We start from the raw sequence: 22715 nt of genomic DNA on the forward strand, positions 1-22715 counted from the left end.
ATACCCTCACTTGTTCGCACGGTTTTCGATCAGGTCTTCGACCACCGACGGATCGGCCAGTGTCGAAGTGTCGCCCAACGATCCGAAATCGTTCTCGGCGATCTTGCGCAGGATACGGCGCATGATCTTGCCCGAGCGCGTTTTCGGCAGGCCAGGTGCCCACTGGATCACATCCGGGGATGCAATCGGGCCGATCTCGGTGCGGACCCATGTGCGCAGCTCTTTCATCAACTCGTCCGAAGGCTCGCGATCATTCATCAACGTGACATAGCAATAGATGCCTTGCCCTTTGATTTCATGAGGGTATCCAACCACGGCAGCCTCGGCCACTGCAGCATGTGCAACCAGCGCGCTTTCCACCTCGGCGGTGCCCATGCGGTGACCGGACACGTTGATCACGTCGTCTACACGACCGGTGATCCAATAGTCGCCATCTTCGTCGCGACGGCAGCCGTCACCTGTGAAGTAGTAGCCTTTGTAATCCGAGAAATAGGTTTTCTCGAACCGCTCATGATCGCCCCAGACGGTGCGCATCTGGCCGGGCCAGCTGTCTTTGATACACAGAACGCCCTCGACACCGTTGCCTTCGATTTCGACACCGGATTGCGGGTCCAGAACCACCGGTTCGATGCCAAAGAACGGCTTCATCGCCGATCCGGGCTTCATCGCATGTGCACCGGGCAGCGGCGTCATCAGGTGGCCGCCGGTTTCGGTCTGCCACCAGGTATCGACGATGGGGCATTTGCCTTTGCCGACAACCTCGTTGTACCAGGTCCAGGCTTCGGGGTTGATCGGTTCACCCACGGTGCCCAGAATGCGAAGATCGCTGAGGTCGCATTTTTCGACAAACTCATTGCCCTGACCCATCAGAGCGCGGATCGCAGTGGGGGCGGTGTAGAATTGGTTGACCTTGTGCTTTTCGCAGACCTGCCAGAAGCGCGAGGCGTCGGGATAAGTGGGCACGCCTTCGAACATCAGCGTGGTTGCGCCATTGGCCAGCGGGCCATAGACGATATAGCTGTGCCCGGTGACCCAGCCCACGTCAGCGGTGCACCAGTACACGTCACCTTCGTGATAATCGAATGTGATCTCTTGCGTCATCGAGGCGTAAACAAGATACCCCCCCGTGGTGTGCACAACGCCCTTGGGCTGACCGGTCGAACCGGACGTGTAAAGAATGAACAAAGGATCTTCGGCGTTCATTTCGGCAGGGGCGCAATAGTCGTCAGCCTCGAGCGCCATTTCGTTGTAGTCAAAGTCGCGACCGTCGATCCAGGTGGTCTGACCGCCGGTGCGCTTGACCACAAGGCATTTCACTGTGTCCTTGCTGTGCAGCAGGGCGGCGTCTGCGTTGGATTTCAGCGGCGTTTTGCGGCCGCCACGCGGCGCTTCATCCGCAGTGATCACGACCTTGGCGTCGCACCCGTTGATGCGCGCGGCCAGAGCGTCGGGCGAGAAGCCCGCAAAAACGATCGAATGAATTGCGCCGATCCGCGCACAGGCCAGCATGGCGTAAGCGGCTTCGGGGATCATCGGCAGATAGATGACCACGCGATCGCCCTTGCGCACGCCAAGGGATTCCAGAATGTTGGCCATCCGGCAAGTGCGGCGGTGCAATTCTGCGTAAGAGATATGCTGGGCCGGGTCATTCGGATCATCCGGCTCCCAGATGATCGCGGTTTGGTCGCCGCGGGTTTTCAGATGACGATCCAGGCAGTTGGCCGACACATTCAACGTGCCATCGGCATACCAGTTGATCTTGACCGAGCCAAACTCGTAACTGACGTCCTTGACCTGGGTGAAGGGCTTGATCCAGTCGATGCGCTTGCCTTGCTCGCCCCAGAACGCGTCGGGGTCGCTGATTGAGGCTGCGTACATGTCAGCATACTTTGCCGCATCGACATGCGCACGAGCGACAGTTTCTGCGGATGGCGGATAAGTCTTGGCATCTGCCTGGGCAGCGGTGGTCATCTTTGAGGCTCCTCCCTCTGGACTGGATTGCTTTTGGATTTTTTGCCTGTCATTCAGGCAATGTCGATCCTGTTCCTCCCCAAGTTTGAATATTACCGCGTTCTGAAAATAAATAAATAAATTGGTGTAATCCTTGGATTTCTTTGTAAAGAAATTTCAACAATACGGCCAAATCTGTAAAAAATTCGGCAAAAGAATCACTAAAATAGAACAAAAACAGCCACTTAAAAGTAACGAGAATTGAGGGCGCTGTGTGTCAATTGTGGTTGCAACGACAGGTGACCTCAAGGCTTCTTTCGTCTTGGGTCGTTTCTGGGGCTTATTCTGCAAAATACGCAAATCCCGGTTAGGGTTGGCACAATCGAATGTTGGCGCTAGCTTGATCGGCAAGCGCCTCGGTAGGGGGCGCACCTATGGGAGACGATACTATGAAAAAGATGTTGAGCGGTGCCGCAGTCGCCGCCCTTGGCGTTGCTTTTGTGACCGAAGCCGCGGCGACAGAATGGAACGCATCCGTCTGGGGCAAGCGCCGCGCCTTTACGGAACATGTTGAAAAGCTGGCCGAACTGGTCAGCGAAAAAACCGGTGGCGAATTCACAATCAATGTCAGCTATGGCGGGTTGTCCAAACCCAGGGAAAACCTGGACGGGATCGAAATCGGCGCCTTTGAGATGGCGCAGTTCTGTGCCGGCTATCACCGCGACAAGAACCGGGCGATCACCGTTTTGGAACTGCCGTTCCTGGGTGTGAACAACCTGCAGGAAGAAGTTGCGGTAAGCCATGCGGTATACGACCATCCGGCGGTCAAGGAAGAGATGGCGCAATGGAACGCCCGCATCATCATGACCTCGCCAATGCCGCAGTATAACCTTGTCGGCACGGGCGAGCCGCGGGATGAACTGGCTGAATTTGACGGAATGCGGGTCCGGGCGACCGGTGGCCTTGGTCAGGCCTTCGAGGCGGTCGGAGGGGTGCCGACATCGGTTCCGGCGACCGAAGCCTTCAATGCGATGGAATCGGGCGTCGTCGACACCGTGGCCTTTGCCCAGCACGCGCACCTGTCATTCGGAACGATCAACGAAGCGGACTGGTGGACCGCGAACCTGAATCCGGGAACGGTGAACTGCCCGGTTGTCGTCAACATCGATGCCTACGAGGCCCTGCCAGCCGAACATCGTGAAGCCCTGGACAGCTCGATTGACGAGGCGATCGATCACTACCTGGCGAATTACGGCGGCTTGCTCGAACAATGGGACAGTGTCCTGGAAGAAAAGGGTGTCCAGAAGGTCATGATCGACGAAGCGGTAATAGAAGAGTTCCGCACAAAGGCCGCTGATCCGATCCGTGAAAAATGGATTGCGGACATGACCGCACAGGGCCTGCCGGCGCAGGACCTTTACGATCTTGTCCAGACGACGCTGAAGCAACAGCGCGGCGGCAACTGATCCACACGACCGGGTGCTTTCAAGGCGCCCGGCAACAAACAACAAGGAAACACCGGAATGGCAGGACAAGCCACGGTTCTGGTAGACGGCAGCCGTCTGAGCCAGTTGGATCAGCGTTTGCTCGTGCTCGAACGGTTTCTGGCACTGATCAGCGGATTGGCGGTTTTTTCACTGATGGTATTGGCCGTTGTGTCGGTCAGTGGTCGAAATGCGCTGAATGCTCCTTTGCCGGGCTACGTGGACTGGATCGAACAGGCGATGCCTCTCATCGCTTTTCTGGGCATTTCATATGTTCAGCGTGATGGGGGGCATATCCGGATGGATATCGTCATATCCCGCTTGCACGGTCGGGCTTTGTGGCTGTTCGAACTGCTCTCGGTGGTTCTGATCCTGATCCTGATGCTGGCTCTGGTTTGGGGCAGTTGGTCTCATTTCGACCGGTCCTTTGATTTTGGCGCCCCAATGTGGAGCCGGGACAGTTCGATCGACATCGGCATACCCTTGTGGCCGGCCAAGCTGCTGGCACCCGTTGCATTTTCCGTTCTCTGCCTGCGCCTTGCGCTGCAAGTCTGGGGGTATGGTCGGGCATTCTGGCTGGGGCTGGGCGCTCCGGCGGCCGTTCCGTTGATACAGGATGTAGCGGCGCAGGCGGCGGCCGAGGCCGAACAGTTCGAAGGGCAGGACTGATAGATGGACACGATTGAAATTGGCCTCTGGGTCACTGGCGGCCTTCTGGTCCTTGTCGTGGCGGGCATGCGGGTTGCCTTTGCAGCCGGTTTGGCAGGGCTTGTCGGACTGGTTTGGATTTTCTGGGCCAAGTTCGGTTACGATCCGGAACGGTTTGGCAAGGCGCTGACAGTGGCGGTCAAGACCGCGGGGCAGGTGCCACATTCCAAGGTCGCGTCCCACACTCTCAGCTTGATTCCGACCTTTATCCTGATCGGGTATCTGGCTTATTACGCGGGACTTACCCGCGCTTTGTTCGAAGCCGCAAAACGCTGGGTCGCATGGGTGCCCGGCGGGTTGGCGGTTTCGACCGTTTTCGCCACGGCCGGCTTCGCTGCGGTGTCCGGAGCTTCGGTTGCGACGTCCGCCGTCTTCGCCCGTATCGCGATTCCGGAAATGCTGAAGGTGGGCTATAACAAACGCTTTGCAGCAGGTGTGGTTGCCGCGGGCGGGACGCTGGCCTCCCTGATCCCGCCTTCGGCCATTCTGGTGATCTACGCGATCATCGTCGAGCAGGATGTCGGGAAACTGCTGTTGGCGGGTTTCATTCCGGGTGCGTTTTCCGCTATCGTGTACGGCCTTCTGATCATTGGGATTGCAGTGATCTTCAAATCCGTTGGCCCGCCGGTCACGGGGTTTTCCTGGAAACAGCGCTTTGCAGCACTTCCCGGTGCCATTCCGATTGTCGCCGTCATCCTGATCATCATTTGCTTTGTCTACAATCCGTTTGGTGAAAAAGCATGGGGCACTCCGACGGAAGGCGGTGCCATTGGTGCCTTCATCGTATTCTGTTTCGCCTTGTTCCACGGAATGCGCTGGGCCGAGCTCAAATCCGCACTTTTGGAAACCGCCAAACTGACGGCGATGATCTTTTCGATCATCTGGGGCGTTCTGATCTATGTGCGCTTTCTTGGGTTCGCCGACCTACCGGGTGCCTTCTCGGATTGGATTACGGGGCTCGAGATGTCGCCCATGATGATCCTGATCTGCATTCTGCTGGCATACGCGGTGTTAGGCATGTTCATGGACGCGATCGGGATGCTGCTTTTGACTTTGCCCGTCGTCTATCCGGCGGTAATGGCCTTGAATGGTGGTGAGACCGTCAGTGCCGCCGACAGCGCTTTTGGAATGTCCGGCCCGATGTGCGCGATCTGGTTTGGCATTCTGGTGGTCAAGATGGCCGAGTTTTGCCTGATTACACCGCCCATCGGGCTGAACTGCTTTGTCGTTGCCGGTGTGCGCCCGGACCTGAGTGTTCAAGATGTGTTCAAAGGCGTCACGCCCTTTTTCATCGCGGACGCCCTGACCATCGCAATGCTTGTGGCATTCCCGGGTATTGTCCTCTACCTGCCATCGCTTGCGGGATAGCTCGGAAGCGAGGCTCTGCCTCGCGCTCCGGGATATTTGTGGCCAGATGAAGTTCGGATCCCCTGCTTCATCTGGCTGAAAATATCCCGGGGGAGGCGCGCGCAGCGCGGCGGGGGCAGAGCCCCCAAGATCGCGCGCTATCCAGCTCGCATCAACATTCCGAACAAATCGCGCGGATCGTCCGGGTCGGCCAACATGTCCAGAGGTTCAAAGAAGGTTGTGCCTTCAATCGCCTGTTTCACATAGCGCAGGGCCGAGAAATCCTCGATGGCAAAGCCTACACTGTCGAACAAAGTGATCTGCCGCTCATCGATGCGCCCCGTGGCGGCGCCGGTGATGACCTGCCACATCTCGGTCACAGGGTGATCGGCGTCCAGCGCCTGAATTTCACCTTCGATACGGGTTTGTTCAGGGTACTCGACGAAGATGTCCGAACGTAACAGGATGTCGCGATGCAACTCGGTCTTGCCGGGGCAATCGCCTCCGATGGCGTTGATGTGCACGCCGGGCCCGACCATGTTGTCGGTCAGGATCGTTGCGTATTTCTTGTCTGCCGTGCAGGTGGTGATGATCTGGGCACCTTCGATGGCGTCTTCCGGCGTCTTGCAAGGGATGACGGTCAGGCCCTTGCCCTGCAAGTTCGCAGCGCATTTCGACGTGGCATTCGGGTCGATGTCATAAAGCCGAACGGTGTCGATCCCGCACATTGCCTTGAAGGCAAGGCACTGGAATTCGGACTGTGCGCCATTGCCGATCATGGCCATTGTCCTGGCATTTTTCGGGGCCAGATAGCGCCCGACCAATGCCGAAGTCGCAGCCGTGCGCAGCGCGGTCAGCATTGTCATTTCGGTCAACAGCGTCGGGTATCCGGTGTAGACATCCGCCAGCAGGCCGAATGCGGTAACGGTTTGCAACCCCTCGGAGGTGTTCTTGGGATGGCCGTTCACGTATTTGAACCCGTACGCCTCACCATCCGAAGTCGGCATCAACTCAATTACGCCATGAGGAGAATGCGCCGGAATGCGAGGTGTCTTGTCGAAGCTTTCCCATCGTTTGAAATCGGCCTCGATCTGAGCGGCAATCTGCGTGATCATCTGTTCGACGCCAATGTGGTGTACCAGTCGCATCATGTTGTCGACGGAAACGAATGGTACCAGGGCCTTGTCTGAAGGTTGCATGGTGCTCTCCTATCGGCGGGCAAGGTGAACGCCTGCAATCATGCAGCGCACGGACCCACCGGCGGTTTCAATTGTTGGAACGGACAGCGGCAACGGTGTTGAACTGTCCTGGATTGTTGCGATTTGGTCTGGTGTGAGGGCGGCAAGTGCCCTGCTGGACAGGGCCAGAACCAACCCATCCCGTCCGGTCAGTTCAATGGCGTTGCCTGCGAACTCGGCAATTTGGTCGTGCGTCAGGTCAATGACCGTTCGACCGGATTCTTCCAGCCGATTGCGAACGGTCATGCGGCGGGCCGGGTCCGAAATCATGTCGAGGCAAATCAGGGCGTAATGCGTGCCGATACCCATCAAAACGTTGGTGTGATAAACGTCCCGGCCCTTGGCATCGCGGGCTTCGAAGGCGATTGGTTCATAGTTGAAATGTGTGCAAAACCGTTCCAACAGGACCGGATCGGCGCGATTGGACGTCACCGTGTAAGCGATGCGGGCCACATGATCCAACACCATCGCGCCGGTCCCTTCCAGGGCCAGGTTGTCTTGTTCCAGCCCGGAATAGTCGATGACATCCTGCACACGGTATTCCTGTTTGAGCAGTTCGATTACATCGGTCCGGCGTTCGCGTCTGCGCGATGGCACGAACATCGGGTAGATCGCCACATGGCCGCCGGGATGCGTCGAGAACCAGTTGTTTGGAAAAACGCTGTCAGGTGTGTTGAGGTCGCCGAAATCGTCAAACACATGAACAGTGACTCCGGCGTCGCGCAATTGCTGCACCGCCCGATCATGTTCATCCCTGGCCGCTTCCGACGTGGCCTGGGCGGATGCGGTGCTCAGCGTTTGAAAGGCATTGTCATCGCGTGTTTCCGGATTGGACGCAAAAGCGTGCGGCCGGATCATGACGGCGGCAGATGGCGCTTGAAGAGACAGCATCAGAAACTCCGGGTGGGACGGTCGAAGATACGGCGACCCATCAACGAGGCGGCCAGATCGACCATCAGTTTTGCGGTTCGGCCCCGGTCATCCAGAAACGGGTTCAATTCGACTAGGTCCAGCGAGCAGACAAGTCCGCTTTCATGCAGCAGTTCCATTACCAGGTGAGCTTCGCGCTCGGTTGCACCGCCGGGCACGGTCGTGCCGACCGCGGGGGCCACTGCCGGGTCGAGGAAATCGACATCCAAAGAAACATGTAGCAGAGCGTTTTCTGCCTTCACGCGATCAAGAAAGGCCAAAAGGGGGGCTTTGATACCGTTTTCATCAATGCTGCGCATATCCGCCAGCATGGCGCGGTCTTGCTCCAGCGCCGCCCGTTCCGCCGGGTCAACAGAACGCAATCCGATCATGCCGACGCGATCCGTCGGTATGACGGCGGGCAAAGGTGGGAAATCCTCGAATCCGGGTCTGCCGGTGAAATACGCCACCGGCGTGCCGTGCAGATTGCCGCTGCCGGTACTGTCCGGAGTGTGAAAGTCGCTGTGGGCGTCAAGCCATAGCACAAAGAGAGGGCGGTCGATCCGAGCAGCATGGGCGGCCATTCCGACCACCGTACCCATGGACAGGGCGTGATCACCCCCCATGAAAATCGGAATGCCCTGACCCGCCGCGTCTTGCGCAGCTTTGCTGAGAGCGTGCGTCCACCCCACACATTCGGGCAGGGCGAACAGGTGCGGGTGTTGGGGAATGTCGACGTTTTCGGCCTGCACGTCGCCCCAATCGTGAACGGTGTGACCAAGATCAGACAGCGCTTGATCCAACCCTGCCACGCGATACGCATCAGGTCCCATCCGGCATCCCTGACGACGTTTCCCGGCGTCCATTGGGGCGCCGACCAGTATGATATCCTTGATTTCCATGTGTTCATTTAGGCCGTCGGACTGTCTTGCGTGAAGTCGGCAAAATGCTCAAAATGGTCTCGGAAAATCCTTTATGAGAAGATGCCATGGACGAATTGGACAATCGGCTGCTCAATGCGTTGCAACGGGATGCACGGGCAAGCCTTTCAGAACTGTCGGAAACACTGGGCGTGACCCGCACCACGGTCCGCAGCAGGTTGCAGCGGCTGAAACAGTCCGGTGAAATCGTCGGCTTTACCGTCCTGACGCGTCGCGATCTGGCGCAAAGCCCGGTGCGCGGGTTGATGATGCTCGAGATTGAGGGGCGCGGGACGGAACGCGTCATGGCCCGGATCGGTGCCATGCGTCAGGTGACGGCAGTTCATTCGACAAATGGCAGTTGGGATCTGATCGCCGAGATCAGTACGGAAACCCTGGCTGAACTGGATGAGGTTCTGTTTCAGATCCGAAGGATCGACGGCGTGACGCGTTCGGAAACGAACCTTTTGCTGTCAACACGCAAGGGGCGGCTCTAGCGCTTTGAGATAAAACCAAAATGTGCCAGAGTCCGTTGGCAGATGATGTCTGAATCATCGACGGGCGGGTGAGCCGCGCGTGGTATCTGCGATCAGAAACTGGCGGGGACGTGCAGTATGACCAATGCGGAAAGTGACGGTGAACCTCTGGCCGTACACTGGGCCGAAAAGCTTACGGCCATGTTGGAAAAACCCTGGCTGCGGATTGCAATACCGGTTCTCGTGACCGGGATCGCGCTGACGGTTCTGCATGATTTGTCGGCGCATGTGAAATGGTCAGATGTCCAGACCGATATCGCAACGACGTCGTGGAAACTGATGTTTTTCGCCTTGTGCTGGACCGCGTTCAGTTTCCTGTCGCTGTCGCTCTATGATGTGTTTGCCGTGCAAAGTGTGGCGGGCGGCAAAGTGCCATTGCCTGTTGCCGGAATGGCAGGGGCCAGCGGCTATGCCGTGTCGAACTGTCTGGGTTTTTCCTACATTACCGGAACGGCGATCCGGTATCGGATATATGCGTCGCTGGGCTTGGATCTGGGGCGGGTGGCCGGGGTTATCGCAACGTCCTGGGTCGCGTTCTGGATGGGGCTTGTTCTGGTTCTGGGTGTGTTGCTGACCGTGCATCCGGATGGGATCTCGAAAGTGATGCCTGTCAGCGAAACGGTGGAAACCGTCATCGGGCTGTGCCTTTTGGGGGCATTGGTTGCGATGTTCATATGGTTGTCCAGCGGGGGCAGGCGGTTGGCCGTCGCCGGTATAGGGTTTGACTTGCCGGGTGGCAAACTGGCCAGCCTTCTGACACTGGCCGCCATCGGAGATCTGGTTGGCGCGTCCATGGCGCTCTATGTCCTGATGCCGGACGATCTGGGCGTTGGCTATCCCTATTTCTTCACGGTCTACATCGCCGCCATCGCCGTTGGAATCCTCAGCCACGCGCCGGGCGGGCTCGGGGTATTCGAAGCCACGCTGATCGCGGGGCTTGGGGCGTCGGGACGTTCGGATGTGATCGCAGCCTTGTTGCTGTATCGCGTCGTTTACACCTTCTTGCCGTTCGGTATCGCCAGCGTGTCGATTGCGGTCGCGTCCGCACTGACGCAAAGGCACAGGATCGGCGGCGCCGCGACATGGGTCTATCGGGTCATCCGTCCCATTGTTCCGATGGTGGCAGCCGGGGTTGCGGCCGTGGCAGGGGTGGTCCTGCTGGTGTCCGGCGCTTTGCCAGCGGGCACGCAGAACCTTGGCGTCCTGAGAGAGGTCTTGCCGCTGTCGTTTGTCGAGGCATCACACCTTGCCGGCAGTGCTGTCGGCGTGCTGCTTTTGCTGGTGTCCCGCGGTTTGTTTCGAAAGCTCTACCGCGCATGGGTGGTGGCCATGCTGTTGATGGTGGCCGGGTTCTTTGCCTCGCTGGCAAAGGGGCTGGACACTCACGAAGCGCTGTCGATGCTGGGCACGATTGGCCTTCTGGCCATGTTCCGCGGGGCGTTTTACCGGGTCAGTGGCGCGTCGATCTTCAGGCTGAATATTCCTTGGTTGGTCAGTGTCGTGGCGCTGCTGGCGGTGATATTCTGGATCGGACTGTTCGCCTATTCCCATGTCGAGTACCAGAACGCCCTGTGGTGGGAGTTTGCCTGGAACGGTGACGCTTCGCGCTTTTTGCGCTCCAGCCTCATCGTGGCGGTGATCGTGGGCGTCGTGGCCGTGAACTCTCTGTTCGGGCGAGAGATTCCGACACCTGTGCGCACGGAAATCCCCGAGGTCGTTGAACGGCTTGTGATGGAGTGCGAGGACACCGAATCCCAAATCTCGCTTACCGGTGACAAGCAGTTCCTCATCTCACCGGATGAGACCGCATTCATTGCGTATGCAGACACGGGCAACGCTCTGATCTCGAAGGGAGAGCCGGTCGGCGATGAAACGGCGGGGCGGCAATTGATCTGGCAACTCAGGGAAATGGCGGACCGAGAAGGAAAACTGTGTGCCTTCTACAGTGTTTCAACCAAATACCTGCCGACATTTCTGGATCTGGGCCTGTCGATCCTGAAGATCGGTGAGGTCGCGCGGGTGCCGCTCAAGGATTTCTCGCTGGACGGAAAGTCGCGCAAGCGGTTCAGACAGGCCAGGAACCGGGCCGAGAGGGAGGGCTATGTATTCGAGATCATCCCGAAAGAAGACCTGGCCCCGGTATTGCCGGAACTGCGCGCGATTTCAGATCATTGGCTGGCGCAAAAGGCGGGTGCCGAAAAGGGCTTTGCGTTGGGGGGCTTTGACGATCAGTACCTGTCATATTTCGATCATGCGGTTCTGCGTGACGGTAAGACAGGCAAGATCATGGCCTTTGCCAACCTGTTTCAGGGCGGCAACAAATCCGAGCTGTCGCTGGATCTGATGCGCTATGAGCCTGACAGCCCGAGCTTTGTCATGGATGCTCTTTTTGCCGAGATGATGAACTGGGGATCGCAGCAGGGGTTCCACTGGTTCTCATTGGGTGCGGCGCCGTTCTCAGGCATCGAAAACCGTCAGCTTGCATCGCTTTGGAACCGCATCGGCGGCTTTGTCTATGAGCATGGCGAGCAGTTCTATCATTTTGAAGGTTTGCGCGCCTTCAAACAGAAATTCGATCCGAAATGGAGCCCCAACTATCTGGCTAGCCCCGGCGGGCTGGATGCGCCCCGCATCCTTTACGAGGTCAATATTTTGATCTCGGGTGGGCTGCGCGGGTTGACCAAGTAGCGCCTAGTTCAGGCTGGCCCGGGTCGGGGTTTTTTCAAGCAGATCGCCCCAATCGGTGCGATAGGCCATTTCCGCCAGCACGGTTTCAGGCAGGAATTCCTGGTTTTGCCGGATCTGCCATCCGCCGCCCAGACCCTTGTAAACGGCAACCAGATTGCTGGACACCTGCTGCCGCGCTTCGATCAGATTTGCCTGCGACCGCAAAAGCGCGGTCTGGGTGTTCAGAATGCGTGAATAGCTGGCGATACCGTCCCTGTACTGGCTGACGGCGATATCAGCGGCCTTGCGTGAGGCATCGACGCTTTTCTGATAGAATCCAACCTGTTTGCGCGCCTGTGCATAGGCGACCATTGCGCTTTCCACCTCGGAATACGCGGTCAGAACGGTATTCTGGTAATTGGCGATCAGCGCTTGATATGCCGCATCCTGCGCACGGACATTGTTTTTGATCCGGCCATAGTTGAGCACGTTCCAGACCACGCCGGCACTGGTCAGACCGGTGGTGCTGTTGCCGCTGAACAGATCGCGCCCGCCCGATGCCTGCAAACCGATCGCGCCCGACAGCACGAACTGAGGATACAGGTCAGCCATTGCGATGCCCACCTGCGCCGATTGAGTCGCGGCGGCCAGTTCTGCCGCGCGGACATCCGGGCGGCGGCGCAGAAGTTCTGCCGGCACCCCAACGGCCACATTTGTTCGCGCTGACGGGATACGGCCGGAATTCCCCAGCAGGTTGGTCATCCGGGACGGCGTGGCCCCCAGCAGCACGGCCAGCGCATTCTTGGTCTGTTGCAGGTCGCTTTCCAACTCGGGCACCAAGGCCTTGGTATTGTTGAGCAGCGCAGTGGATTCCTGAACGTCCAGTTCGGTCGTGACCCCGTTGTTGAACCGCAGCTGGGTCAGGTCCGCCGATTCCTGCTGCAATTTGATGTTTTCCCGGGCGACCGCCAACGATTCCTGCAACGCGCGGATATTGACATAGAGCGCGGCCACGTCGCCGGTCAGTGTCACCAATGCGTCATCATAGTTTGCGACCTGCAAAGCCAGATTCGACCGCGCCGCCTGCACGCCGCGCCGTTGTGCGCCCCAGACATCCAGCTCCCACTGGGCGTCGAACCCAACCTGAGACGTCGAGAATTCGGTATCCAGGGGGATGATCCGGTTGATATCGGCAACAGGCCCAAGATTGTCGCTGATTTGCCGCCGCTGCAAAGACGCGCCTATGGCCTGGGATTGCGGGTACAATTCGCCGAAAGCGATCCCCAACTGTGCCCGCGCTTGAAGCACCCGCGCTCCCGCGACCTGAAGCGTCAGGTTCTGGGCATAAGCTTCGGCAATCAGACGGTTGAGGGTCGGGTCATTGAATGTTTCCCACCATTTGACCACGGGTGCGCTGCGCGATGTCAGGCCGCTTTGGCCGACGCTGGGGCTGTTTACCTCGATCCATTGCTTGACGACCGGAGAGTTCGGGCGCACGAAATCGGGCCCCACGGGCGTGCAGGCCGCGAAGGTGGCGGCGCAAAGTGCAGTTCCCATCAACCGGCGGAGTGTCATGGCGCGCATCCTCAGATATCCAGCGGTCGAATGAAGTTGGCGAAGGAATAGAGACGGATGTTGATGCGTCTCAGGAACTCAAAGCTTTTGCCCATGCCGGTGTAGATCGCCACGGCGGCGTGGCCGCCAGCCGGGAAAGTGTGCCCTTCCGGGATATCGACGGTGATCTGCACGGCAATTCGACCGGGCAGTTTCGGCAGTTCAAAGCCGGGCAGGCGGCCTGAAGGGATCAGTTGCCCTTGGCGCGTGGCCCACCAGATCGCCTCGACCTTGCCCGTCAGGATTTCGCCCGGGTAAAGATCCAGCGCCACTTCGACTTCTTGCCCCGGTTCCACGAATTTCAGGTTCTGCTGGCGAAAGGTCGCAAGAATATAGGGGCTGTCCTCGGTAACGAAACTGGCAATCGCGCCCAGTCGAACATCGCCGACGACCAGACCGGGGCGGGCTTGTTGCGATACGATCATGCCGTTTTCAGGCGCGTAGATTGTTGTGTTTTCAAGAAAATACTCAGCCTCGGCCAACTGCGCCCTTGCCTGGAGAATACCCGTGTTCACGCCGTCTATCTGGGACTCCACGGCCAGTTGCGCCTTTTCCAGATTTGCTTCGGCCTGTTTGACGGCAGCAAGGTCTTCGGTCACCTGCTCGTTCCAGCGGTCCAGTTCGTCTTGCGGCGCTCCACCGGCGGGCACAAGAGTTTCGTACCGGGCTTGCTGAGTCTGCGCATAGGCCAGCTGCGCGTTTGCGCGTTCAACAGCTTCGGTCGACGCGATCACATCCTGTTCCAGAATCTTGGAATTCTGTTCAGCTGCGACCAATTGCGCCTGCGCATTGTCTACCGCCAGTGAAAATACGGTGTCGTCAAAGCGGTAGAGCGGATCACCCTTGGTGACCGGTGTGTTCGGTTCGACAAGAACTTCGGTCAGGATCGTCGGCTGTGTCAGTTTGGGAATGATCTGTATGGTCGAACGCACCACGTGGCTGTCGGCCGAGAAGGGTTGAAAGAACCGCAATGCGACCAGAAAAATCAGTAACAGGTGCGCGCCAACCCAAAAGGATACGATGCCCCAGGCGATGTTGAATTTCAGCAGTTCCAGCTTGAAGAAAATAAGCCAGACGAAAATGATGTAAAATAGCGTGATGCCAAGGGCGACAAACATGTTTTGTGACTTCCTCTGGCCTTAGCTTTGCTGCGGATCGTCTGTTTCCAGACGACCTTGATATTCAGGCCGGACATCACCACCCAGACGTTTGATTTCATCACGAATGGCGTCTTTTTCCTCGTCAGGGCCACGGCGAATGTCGACCGTAACGCCATCATGGAACGCCCACATGAAGGCATGGACCCAGGGCACCACGGCCAGAAATCCCATCCAGCCCATTATCTTTACGGCCTCGGCATGGGGATGGTTGCGCTTGATGGCGATCCGACCCGGAAGACCCATCAGAAAGAGAAACAGTGCCATCACCGCCGCCAGAAGCAGGATCAATGCCACGAAAGTCAGATAGTCATAATAGCCAAGCGGTTGTCCCAGTAATCCCATGCTCGCGCCTCCTTTTGGGGAAGGTTACGGTATCTTCAGTTGCCGGCGTCCAATTCGTCAATCAACTTGTAGCTTGTCGGCGGGTCGGCGCAGATACCCGGCCCGCATTCCAGCAAGGTTGAACCCGCGTTCAGCACCGCCAAAGCCAGCATGACGAAAAACGCGATCTTGGCCAGAGCATTTCCGCCGAACCTTGGTTCCTGACCAGAAGGGTCCGCGTATTGGCGTTCAAACAACAGCATGATCGATGTGCCCAGCAACACAAGGAAAAAGGCGATCCCGGCCCAGGTATAGTAGTGCAGGCCCAAAACAGGAGAGCCGTAGTGCCCGGTGCCGGGTACGATATGCAGAAGAATTTGGCGGATCGATACAGTGCCGCCATACAAGGCCGCAATCAGCACGATGGCATAGTGTTGCGGCCGTGGACCGTAGAGCAGGTTCAAACCAAGCCCCACACCGACGGCAACGAACCCAACACGTTGCAGCAGGCAAAGCGGGCAGGGCAGTTCATAGAGGACGAGCTGATAGAAAAACGCCAGGGCCAGTACAAGGCAGACGGCAAGCATACCGATCGCGTTGAGGGTGCGGGACAGTTCAGGTGTCATGACAAGCCCCTCAGAGTTGAATAGTCAGCGGTGTGGTGGCGTGGAATTTCAGCCAGTAGATACACATGGCCAACGTGACGAAAAACAAAGCGTTGCCAGCCTTGGTCAACTTGAAATAGTTCAGCCCCATCGTGGCGATAAACAACGAAAATAAAAGCGCAATCATGGCCCGGTCCTCCCCTCCCGTGCACAAATTCTTGTATTAAGGATAGTGTCAGGCCAAGTTCGATCTGGCAAGCCGCGCAACTCGCGCGGACGTTGTTATTTGCCCGCCTCTAGTCGCAGATGATGACATCTGTCTGCCACTCGCGACAGTGCTCTGGCAGCTTGCCGGGCAGGGGCAGGTCGCTATAGACCGTGTCAAGCTCGGCAATTGATCCTATCCGCGCCGGGGCCGAGCGTTGAAACTTCGAATGATCGGCAACCAGAAAAGTGCGGCGCGCCTTCTCGATGATGGCTTGGCTGACCTGAACCTCCTGAAAGTCGAAGTCCAAAAGATCGCCATCCGTGTCGAGGGCCGAACATCCTATGACAGCGATGTCAAATTTGAACTGCCGGATGGCCGATACGGTCAGGTTGCCGATCAGCCCACCGTCTGTTCGACGCAAAACGCCGCCGGCCATGATGATTTCGCAGTCCGGGTTTTCGACAAGAATGTTTGCAACGTTCATGTTGTTGGTCACCACCAGCAGGTTCTTGTGGTTCAGCAACTGCCTTGCCACGGCCTCGGTCGAGGTTCCGATGTTCATGAAAATTGATGCGCCATCCGGGATATCAGCTGCGCAGGTTTGAGCGATGCGGGTCTTGGCATCCGCGTTCAGCGCGCGGCGGTCCTCGTATCCGATATTTGAAACACCCGAGCGGAGAACAGCGCCCCCGTGAACCCGGTCCAGCTTGCCCGCATCTGCAAGTTCGGTCAGGTCGCGCCGGATCGTCTGAACGGTGACGCCAAAGCGTTCAGCCAGCCCCTCGACGGTAACGCGCCCTTCGGTGCTGGCGATTTCCAGAATGTCGGATTGGCGAAAGGACAAGGACATGGGCAGTTCCGGTGTAAAGGATTGATTTTCGTTTTTGTTCTTTTTGTCGATTTTGGCAAGCCAACTTGCTTGAGAATCATATCTGTGTTGCAAAAAGAAAATAAACGAACATAAACATTGACGAAGCGAAAGTCATTCTGGCTAATGCCCGCAACCGTGTCAGGCAGGGAATCAATGGATATGCAGTCAACGGACAACCAGATCACAGACCTTTTCATCATCGGTGGCGGGATCAATGGCTGTGGAATAGCGCGGGACGCCGCCGGGCGAGGTCTTTCGGTGACGCTGGCCGAGATGAACGATCTCGCTTCTGCCACGTCCTCTGCCTCGACCAAGTTGTTTCACGGCGGATTGCGGTATCTTGAGTATTTTGAAATTCGCCTGGTGCGTGAGGCCCTGATCGAGCGTGAAACCCTGCTGCGCGCGATGCCGCATATCAGCTGGCCCATGCGTTTTGTGCTGCCCTACCACAAGGATATGCGGTTTGATTCCGAAACGCCGACTTCGCGGTTGCTCAGCACGGTCATGCCGTGGATGCGCGGGCGGCGTCCGGCCTGGCTGATCCGGTTGGGCCTGTTCATGTATGACAATCTGGGCGGGCGCAAAATCCTGCCGGGCACGACGTCATTGAACCTGCGGTCAGCACCCGAGGGGGGCCCGTTGCAGGACAAGTTCGAAACCGCTTATGAATATTCCGACTGCTGGATCGAAGACTCGCGATTGGTGGTCCTGAATGCGCGTGACGCCGAGTCGCGCGGCGCGCAGATCATGGTCCGAACCGAAGTGACCTCGGCCGAGCGGGTCGGCGATCTTTGGGAAGTGTCCGTTCGGGATCGGAACAACGGTGAGACCCGTTTGGTCCGGGCCAAGATGCTGATCAATGCAGGTGGGCCCTGGGTGGGCGACATCATTCAATCCAAGATCCGCGTGAACTCGCGCGAGGGCGTGCGGCTTGTTCGGGGCAGTCATATCGTGACGCCCAGGCTTTACGATCACGACAAGTGTTATTTTTTCCAGGGCGAAGATGGCCGCATCATTTTCGCTATACCATACGAGCAGGATTTTACCTTGATTGGGACAACGGATCAGGATCATCCGGACCCGTCGACCAAACCGGTCTGCACCGAGGCCGAGCAGGATTACCTGTGCGCCTTCGCATCAAAGTACTTCAAAAAAAGCATAACGCGCGACGATGTCGTGTGGACCTATTCCGGCGTGCGGCCTCTTTATGATGACGGCGCAAGCAGTGCCACTGCTGCAACGCGGGATTACACGTTGAAAGTCGATGCGCAGGGCGGGGCGCCTGTTTTGAATGTGTTCGGCGGTAAGATCACGACCTATCGCAGGCTTGCAGAAAGCGCGCTTGAGAAGGTCGGTGAGTTTTTTCCGAACCTGCCCGGCCCCTGGACCGCTGGTGTCGCACTGCCGGGGGGGGATTTTCCGGTGGATGCCGTCGAAACCCTGAAAAGCGATCTTTTGGCGGCCTATCCCTTTTTGACCCAAAGCTGGGCTGCCCGCCTGATCAGAGCTTACGGGACCGAAGCAAGGGATGTTTTGGGTGATGCAAAACAGGTATCCGATCTGGGAGAGGATTTTGGCGCAACCCTGACAGCGAAAGAGGTCGCGTGGCTGATGGACAAGGAATATGCCCGTTCAGCCGAAGATGTGGTTTGGCGCCGCAACAAGCTGGGCTTGCGGCTGAGTGCCGAGCAGATTGCGCGGATCGATCAATGGATGTCCGAACGGTCCGAGCATAAGGGATAGCCTGAAAACGCCTTGATGTTGTCAGCGGATTTGTAAGAAAGCTCCATCAGTTCAGATGGGGCTTTCTGTGTTCAGGCGGCTTTTTCCGTAGGGCCGGGGTCGCTCTTGCTGCCCTTCAACCATTCCCGCATGCCTTGCATCAGGGCATAGAGCACGGGCACCACGATCACACCAACCAGCGTTGCGGCCAGCATCCCGCCAAATACCGCGACACCAATCGCCTTCTGGCTGGCGGCACCGGCTCCGTTCGCGGCCAGCAGGGGGACAACGCCAAGTAGGAAGGACAGCGCAGTCATCATCACAGCGCGAAAACGCTGATACGCAGCCTCTGCGGCGGCCTCTTTGATGGAAAGCCCCTTGGCGCGTTGCTCCATGGCGAACTCGACGATCAGAATACCGTTCTTCGAGGCCAGCCCGACAAGCATGATCATACCGATCTGTGTATAGAGGTTGATGTCACTGCCCACGATGGCCACCGCCGCCACGGCCCCAAACAAGGCCACGACAACGGAAAGCAGGATTGAGACAGGCAAGGTCCAACTTTCGTACTGACCCACCAGGAACAAGTAACCGAACAGGATGGCAAGCCCGAGGATGATGATCACCAGACTGCCCGAGGCCAGCTGCTGCTGCGCCGTCCCTGTCCATTCGAACGCATAACCCGGGGGCAGGGCGGTTGCAGATTCTTCGGTCATCACGCTGATTGCATCGCCGCTGGACAAGCCGGGTGCAGGGACCGCCGTCACCGTGGCCGACCGGAACAGGTTGTGGCGCTTCAGCAGAACCGGACCCAGCACGTTTTCAACGTCGATCAGTGTCCCCAGCGGCACCATGTCTCCGTTTTGAGAACGGACATAGAGGTTCGCGATATCTTCGACATTGTCCCGATAGGTCCCATCGGCTTGAATCATCACGCGATAGACACGGCCGAACAGGTTGAAGTCATTGACATAGTAAGATCCCAGCTGTGCCTGCATAGTCTGAAAAATTTCGGCGACCGAGACATTCAGCGTTTTGGCTTTTTCGCGGTCCAGATCAACGAACAGCTGCGGGACGTTGGCGCGGAAGGTCGTATAGGCCTGCCCGATCTCGGGCCTCTGATTGGCCGAATACACGAACGAACCCACGGCCGAGGCCAGATCCTGCGGAGTGCCTCCGCCGGTTTGCTGAACTTCCATCTCGACACCGGCGGACATACCAAGGCCCTGGATGGGCGGTGGGTTGAAAGCAAGGACCGAAGCTGCTGATTCACCGTTCGCGATCGCCAGCACTTTGGCCAGAATGGCGTCCGCGCTCAGATCCTCTTCCTGCCGTTCGCTCCAGTTTTCGAGGTTGACGAAAATCGCAGCGCCGTTGGTGATCGTGCCGTTCAGCATCGAAAAACCGTTGACCAGAACCGTGCTCGCGACGCCCGGGATTTCACTTATCTGTTCATCCAGACGTGCGGTCACCGCCTCGGTCCGTTCCAATGTTGCGGCATCAGGCAACTGTACATCAACGAACAGATACCCGTTGTCTTCAAGCGGAATGAATCCGGCCGAGGTGTTGGACATGATTGTCCCGGTTCCCAAGCCAAGCCCAACCACGATGGCCAGCGCAATGGCCGGAAAAACCAACAGCTTTCGTACAATGGCCACATAGCCGTTGCGCACGGTGCCGATGAAGTTTTCGAACATCGCAAGCACCCCTTTGGGAGGGCCGGACCGGGGGCGAAGAACCAAGCCGCACAGGGCAGGCGAAAGGGTCAGAGCGTTGATGGAAGAGATTACGACAGCGGTCGAGATCGTTATGGCAAATTGGGAATACAGCCGCCCCGAGATGCCGGGCATGAACGTGACCGGCACGAACACCGCCAAAAGAACCAGTGTGGTCGCGATGACCGGACCCGTGATCTGGCCCATGGCTTTTCGGGTCGCTTCAGCAGGGGGCAACCCTTCATCCGCAATGATGCGCTCCACGTTCTCGACGACGACGATGGCGTCATCCACCACGATACCGATGGCCAGCACCAAGGCGAACAGCGAGATGGTGTTCAGCGACATCCCGAACGCTAGCAGGAAGGCAAAAGTACCGATCAGGGATACCGGGATTGCCACGGCTGGAATGATCGTTGCGCGCCAACTTCCCAGGAACACGAACACAACCGAAATAACCAGAATGAAGGTCAGGATCAGGGTCGAGACCACGTCGTTCAAAGATGCCTCGACAAAGTCGGTCGTGTTGAAGGGGACATCATATTCGACATCCGTCGGAAAGGCGCGGGACAGCCGCGCCAATTCCGCCTGTACACGTTCCGAAACCGCCAAAGCGTTTGCACCGGGGGCCTGATAGATGCCGATGACCGTGGCTGGAACCGCCTGAAAATAGCCCGAAGCCGCATAGTATTCTGCGCCAAGCTCTACCCGGGCGATGTCTTTGACGCGGACGATGGCACCGGCGTCACCTGTCCGGATGACAATGTCACCGAATTCCTCTGCGGATGTCAGGCGGCCTTTGGATTTAATCGTGTATTGAAACGTCTGCCCTTCGGGAACGGGTGGCGCACCGATCGAACCGGCGGACACTTCGATATTCTGTTCCCGGATCGCATTGATGACATCCCCCGGTGTGATGGACAGCGCCGCCATCTTGTCCGGGTCCATCCAGATCCGCATGGCGTATTCAAGGTTGGTCAGAACATCGGCCTTGCCGACGCCCTGCACCCGCGCCAGAGCATCGCGCAGATTGATCGAGGCATAGTTCGACAGGAACACACTGTCATAGGTCCCATTTGGTGAAGTCAGAGTGACCAGCATCAGCATGTTGGTCGAAGATTTCTGTGTCACCACGCCGGACGAAGTCACTTCGGCTGGCAGCGATGACATGGCCTGCGCCACCCGGTTTTGAACGTTGACCGATGCGATGTCGGGATCGGTGCCGACCTCAAAGGTCACATCCAGCGAATAGGACCCGTTATCCGATGATCTGGACGTCATGTAGATCATGTCGTCCACACCGTTGACCTGCGCCTCAATCGGCGCGGCGACTGTGTTTTCAACGGTCTCGGCGTTTGCGCCGGTATAGGTGGTCGAGACATTGACCACGGGCGGGGTGATATCGGGAAACTGCGCGACCGGCAGCACAAGGTATCCGATACCGCCCATGATGGTCAGCACCAGCGAAATGACGAGCGCCAGCTTGGGCCGGCTGATGAACAGGGCTGAGAACATCTGTTACTCTCCCGGTTGCTCAGAGGCGACGACTGCGTCAACAGCGACGCCGGGGCGAACCCGTTGCAGGCCCTCGACAATTACGCTTTCGCCTTCGCGCAGCCCGTCCAGCACAATAATCGCGGTTCCAACCGTGTCACCGGTGGTGATGTAACGCTGTTCAACCATCTGCTTGTCGTTGACGACCAGGACAAACTCGCCCCGCTGATCGCGCTGCAAGGCGGCTTGAGGCACCAGAACCTGCAAGGTCGGTTCCAGCGCTTCGATCTGCACATTCACAAAGGCGCCGTCCAGAATCAGCCGGTCCGCGTTGTCGAACTGGGCGCGAATGGTAATTGCGCCGGTCAATGGGTCGATACGGTTGTCAACGAATACAATTCTGCCGACTTCATCCATCTCGGTGCCGTTGGGCAGGATGACGTGCACGTTCGGGCTTTGCGGGCTTTCCGCCAGCGATGCCGAGTTTTCACCATAAGTCTGTAAGACTGAGGTGAAGAGCTTTTCGTTCAACGAGAAATTCACATAAATGGGCGTCTCGCTGACGATATTGACCAGAGGAGGGTTGTTTGGCCCGACCACATCTCCGACGCTGGTCGTGATCCTGCCGATACGGCCGTCGAATGGCGCATGTATCTGCGTGTAGCTCAGGTCAAGCTCGGCCTGCTGGATCGCAGCATTGGCCGCCTTCACCTCTGCCTCGGCGACCAGTTCGTTGGCGCGGGCAATGTCGCGTTCTGACTCTGGCGTCGCGTCGCGTTTGTAGAGCTCTTCTTTACGCGCCAGATCGACCTTTGCCAGTTCAAGATTTGCTTCGGCCCGGTTCAGATCGGCCTTTCGGGCCTCCAGCGTCGCCTCGTACAGGTCGGGTTCGATGGTGAACAGCAGATCGCCTTCTTTGACAGTCGCCCCATCCTCGACCTCGCGGCTGTTGAGAAACCCGTTCACCCGCGCCACGATATCGACCTTGTTGATTGCCTCGGCACGTCCGATGAACGTGGCTTCGTCGGTGATTTCCTCGGTATAGGCCGCCGCGATGGAAACCTTTGGTGGTGCCCCTTCTTCCTGCGCGGTCGCCGGATGCGCCAAACCCAAGGACATCAGCATGAATGCGGCGGCCAAATGCCTGCTGATCTTGTTGGGTGAAAGGAATGCTGGGGACATGGCGAAAGCCTCGTTCGATGCAGAAACAAAAGATGCCGACCCAGTCGCCACGGCGACGTGAGTC

General features: G+C 58.0%; 18 protein-coding genes. 6 read left to right on the forward strand and 12 right to left on the reverse strand.

What is annotated here, in order from left to right; genetic code table 11:
- Positions 1 to 6: 6 nt before the first annotated feature.
- Positions 7 to 1971: an acetate--CoA ligase gene (acs, locus tag GS614_RS00340; RefSeq protein WP_171725247.1), complete on the reverse strand. Its 1965-nt coding sequence runs from the start codon at positions 1969 to 1971 to the stop codon at positions 7 to 9.
- A gap of 428 nt (positions 1972 to 2399) precedes the next feature.
- On the opposite strand from acs, the gene GS614_RS00345 reads away from it, so the two are divergent.
- The 3 genes from GS614_RS00345 to GS614_RS00355 are packed head-to-tail and all read left to right on the forward strand — an operon-like array spanning position 2400 to position 5510.
- Positions 2400 to 3416 (forward strand): C4-dicarboxylate TRAP transporter substrate-binding protein, encoded by a 1017-nt coding sequence (locus GS614_RS00345; RefSeq protein ID WP_171116347.1) that lies wholly within the window; start codon positions 2400 to 2402, stop codon positions 3414 to 3416.
- A gap of 57 nt (positions 3417 to 3473) precedes the next feature.
- Positions 3474 to 4103 (forward strand): TRAP transporter small permease, encoded by a 630-nt coding sequence (locus GS614_RS00350; RefSeq protein WP_171204602.1) that lies wholly within the window; start codon positions 3474 to 3476, stop codon positions 4101 to 4103.
- A 3-nt stretch (positions 4104 to 4106) separates the two neighbouring features.
- Positions 4107 to 5510, forward strand: a complete 1404-nt coding sequence (locus GS614_RS00355) for a TRAP transporter large permease (protein WP_171204603.1) — start codon at positions 4107 to 4109, stop codon at positions 5508 to 5510.
- A gap of 137 nt (positions 5511 to 5647) precedes the next feature.
- Here the strand turns inward: GS614_RS00355 and GS614_RS00360 are convergent, their stop codons facing one another.
- The 3 genes from GS614_RS00360 to rocF are packed head-to-tail and all read right to left on the reverse strand — an operon-like array spanning position 5648 to position 8538.
- Positions 5648 to 6688 carry an ornithine cyclodeaminase gene (locus tag GS614_RS00360; protein ID WP_171116342.1) on the reverse strand — a complete coding sequence of 347 codons (1041 nt, stop codon included), beginning with the start codon at positions 6686 to 6688 and terminating at the stop codon, positions 5648 to 5650.
- 9 nt (positions 6689 to 6697) lie between these two features.
- Positions 6698 to 7618: a citrulline utilization hydrolase CtlX gene (ctlX, locus tag GS614_RS00365; RefSeq protein WP_171168508.1), complete on the reverse strand. Its 921-nt coding sequence runs from the start codon at positions 7616 to 7618 to the stop codon at positions 6698 to 6700.
- Positions 7618 to 8538 carry an arginase gene (gene rocF / locus GS614_RS00370; RefSeq protein WP_171116338.1) on the reverse strand — a complete coding sequence of 307 codons (921 nt, stop codon included), beginning with the start codon at positions 8536 to 8538 and terminating at the stop codon, positions 7618 to 7620. Before rocF ends, ctlX begins: the two co-directional genes overlap by 1 nt.
- Positions 8539 to 8624: 86 nt before the next feature.
- Here rocF and GS614_RS00375 point away from each other — a divergent pair, with 86 nt between their 5' ends.
- A complete protein-coding gene (locus tag GS614_RS00375; RefSeq protein ID WP_152457732.1) occupies positions 8625 to 9053 on the forward strand; it encodes an Lrp/AsnC family transcriptional regulator in 429 nt (142 codons plus the stop codon).
- 117 nt (positions 9054 to 9170) lie between these two features.
- On the forward strand, positions 9171 to 11780 hold the full coding sequence (mprF, locus tag GS614_RS00380; RefSeq protein ID WP_371809370.1) for a bifunctional lysylphosphatidylglycerol flippase/synthetase MprF: 2610 nt from the start codon (positions 9171 to 9173) through the stop codon (positions 11778 to 11780).
- A 3-nt stretch (positions 11781 to 11783) separates the two neighbouring features.
- Here the strand turns inward: mprF and GS614_RS00385 are convergent, their stop codons facing one another.
- The 6 genes from GS614_RS00385 to GS614_RS00410 form a co-directional block, all read right to left on the reverse strand.
- A complete protein-coding gene (locus GS614_RS00385) occupies positions 11784 to 13334 on the reverse strand; it encodes an efflux transporter outer membrane subunit (protein ID WP_253285272.1) in 1551 nt (516 codons plus the stop codon).
- Positions 13335 to 13345: 11 nt separating this feature from the next.
- Positions 13346 to 14491 carry an HlyD family secretion protein gene (locus GS614_RS00390; protein WP_171725249.1) on the reverse strand — a complete coding sequence of 382 codons (1146 nt, stop codon included), beginning with the start codon at positions 14489 to 14491 and terminating at the stop codon, positions 13346 to 13348.
- Between the two features lie 21 nt (positions 14492 to 14512).
- Positions 14513 to 14875, reverse strand: coding sequence for a DUF3302 domain-containing protein (locus GS614_RS00395; protein WP_171116334.1), 363 nt, complete (start codon positions 14873 to 14875; stop codon positions 14513 to 14515).
- Between the two features lie 35 nt (positions 14876 to 14910).
- Entirely contained in the window at positions 14911 to 15480 is a 570-nt protein-coding gene (locus GS614_RS00400; RefSeq protein ID WP_171116332.1) for a disulfide bond formation protein B, read from the reverse strand.
- Positions 15481 to 15490: 10 nt separating this feature from the next.
- Complete coding sequence (locus GS614_RS00405; protein ID WP_171116330.1) at positions 15491 to 15646, reverse strand: DUF5993 family protein; 156 nt, start codon at positions 15644 to 15646, stop codon at positions 15491 to 15493.
- 109 nt (positions 15647 to 15755) lie between these two features.
- Positions 15756 to 16517 (reverse strand): DeoR/GlpR family DNA-binding transcription regulator, encoded by a 762-nt coding sequence (locus GS614_RS00410; protein ID WP_171328697.1) that lies wholly within the window; start codon positions 16515 to 16517, stop codon positions 15756 to 15758.
- A 174-nt stretch (positions 16518 to 16691) separates the two neighbouring features.
- Between GS614_RS00410 and glpD the strand changes: the two genes are divergently transcribed.
- On the forward strand, positions 16692 to 18281 hold the full coding sequence (glpD, locus tag GS614_RS00415) for a glycerol-3-phosphate dehydrogenase (RefSeq protein WP_371809371.1): 1590 nt from the start codon (positions 16692 to 16694) through the stop codon (positions 18279 to 18281).
- A 71-nt stretch (positions 18282 to 18352) separates the two neighbouring features.
- On the opposite strand, the gene GS614_RS00420 is transcribed toward glpD, so the two are convergent.
- Entirely contained in the window at positions 18353 to 21490 is a 3138-nt protein-coding gene (locus GS614_RS00420) for an efflux RND transporter permease subunit (protein WP_171725250.1), read from the reverse strand.
- 3 nt (positions 21491 to 21493) lie between these two features.
- Positions 21494 to 22594: an efflux RND transporter periplasmic adaptor subunit gene (locus tag GS614_RS00425; RefSeq protein WP_171116571.1), complete on the reverse strand. Its 1101-nt coding sequence runs from the start codon at positions 22592 to 22594 to the stop codon at positions 21494 to 21496.
- Between the last annotated feature and the right edge of the window lie 121 nt (positions 22595 to 22715).

The sequence above is a fragment of the Ruegeria sp. HKCCD6604 genome (assembly GCF_013110635.1).
Classification (GTDB): domain Bacteria; phylum Pseudomonadota; class Alphaproteobacteria; order Rhodobacterales; family Rhodobacteraceae; genus Ruegeria.